General features: G+C 29.0%; 1 pseudogene. It reads right to left on the minus strand.

Annotated elements, in window-relative coordinates:
• Nucleotides 1-280: 280 nt before the first annotated feature.
• Nucleotides 281-2,000, minus strand: a pseudogene (locus tag HMPREF9131_RS07235) (ABC transporter ATP-binding protein).
• Nucleotides 2,001-2,025 lie beyond the last annotated feature (25 nt).

Here is a 2,025-nt window from a genome sequence, read left to right on the forward strand (position 1 = left end):
CAATGTAATGTGAATTCAATAAATTTATTATACTTACCATAATTATAGACACTCCTTATTTGAAATTTTATCTCTTCCATCGATTATTTTTTATTTAATTCTATATTTAATTTAGCATTATTTACTAGTTAAAAATATTAAAATAATAGCAAAAATAAATAGCATATAATCATAGAATTTATATAAGCATCTCCTGCCAAAAATATCGGTAAAAGATTTGATGCTCCAAAAAAGCATAAACACAACATAAGATAGCCGTGCGTTTTTTTATTTTTTCTCCTTAATATACAAATTCCTCAGACTTTTTTGAATACTCTATCATCTTCTTATAAGTCTTTGATTTTTTTAATAACTCATCATGACTTCCTGCCGCTTCAATTTTACCATCATTCATAACTATTATTTGATCCACTTTTTCTATGGACCTGGGTCTGTGAGAAATTATCATCACAGTTTTATCTTTAGTCAATTTATTTAAAGATTCTTGAATATATTTTTCATTTTGCACATCTAAAGATGCTGCAATTTCATCTAAAAGAATTATCTCTGCATTTTTTAAAAATGCTCTTGCTATTGAGATTCTTTGTCTTTCTCCTCCAGATAATTTTGACCCATTTTCCCCGATATTTGTGTCATAAGCCTTTGGAAGTTTGTCTACAAATTCTTGACAGTTGGCAAGCCTTGCCGCTTCTATAACTTCTTCATCACTTGCATCCATATTTCCTATCCTGATATTTTCCATTACACTTCCATCAAATAGGACTACATCTTGAAACACCATGGATATATGTTTAAATAAATCTTGGGTTCTTGATCTATTTATATCTTTATTGTCTATTGAAATTTTTCCCCTATCAATATCATATAATCTTGACACAAGTCTTAAAACTGTTGTTTTTCCACAACCTGATGGACCTACCAATGCAGTGGTCTTTCCTTGAAGAGCCTTAAAAGATATGCCATCTATTATTTTTTATCTTCTAAATAAGAAAATTCAACATCTTCTCCTAAAATATCAAAGGAGTTAAATTCTTCTTTTCTCCCTCTTGCACTTTTTCTGTCCTTAATGCTTTAATCTTTTCAATTGGACCATCAATATACATCAGTTCAGCATAATATTGGTTAAAAGCTGCTACGCCATCAATCATTCTTGCCGCAGCAAAAAGATAAGCAGCAAAATAAAGTATATTTATATTTCCTTTATTTAATTCTATTAAACCTATTAATATTACAAGCCCTAAAGAAAGATTTGCTACTACATCAGCTATTGAAACAGGTATAACTTGACCAAGTTCTGTTAAAATATGTCCTTTTTCTAATTTTTTTACGAAATCAGTGGCATAATCTCCCTTATCCTTAGTTAAATTATAAGATTTAATTTCTGTTGAAAGATCTATCAGTTCTTGAAATATTTTTGAAGACTTTCTTTTTTCTATATAATATTTTTTCGTTGCAGATACTTGAATTTTTTTGGACAAAAAATTAAATACCATTGAAAGAAGAACAGGGATAATAATTGCAAGTCCCAACTTTATATTTCCAATTAAAAGCATGGCTCCAATGATTATAAAGTTAAAAATAAAACCGAAAAAACCTGGCACAGCATGGGACAGTGAATGTTCCACAGCCTCAACATCTTTCATTATTGTTTGGGATAGATCAGTTAAATCTGTCCTTGAATAAAAAGATAAGGGCAAATTTTTTATTATTTGTGCAATTTCAATCCTAAGGTTTGCTGATTCTTTATAAGTTTCATTATAGGTAGTAATGTAGTCTTTATTAATTACAAACGCCATAAAAATACCTATTACAATAAATAAAATACCGGCAATTTTTATATCAAAATTTCCAAAACCAAGCAGTCCATTTAAAACATACATCAGAAGAATAATTGGCATCATAAAGGATAGACTTTTTAATGTGGAATAGATAATAGCAACAACTGTTCCTTTTGCTCCCTTGTCTGTAAGAGCATATCTATTTTTCAAATAATTTTTCATTCATTTACCCTCCATTCGTTAGCAG

Origin of the sequence: Peptoniphilus sp. oral taxon 836 str. F0141 (assembly GCF_000179335.1) — a bacterium.
GTDB classification, from domain to species: domain Bacteria; phylum Bacillota; class Clostridia; order Tissierellales; family Peptoniphilaceae; genus Peptoniphilus_A; species Peptoniphilus_A lacrimalis.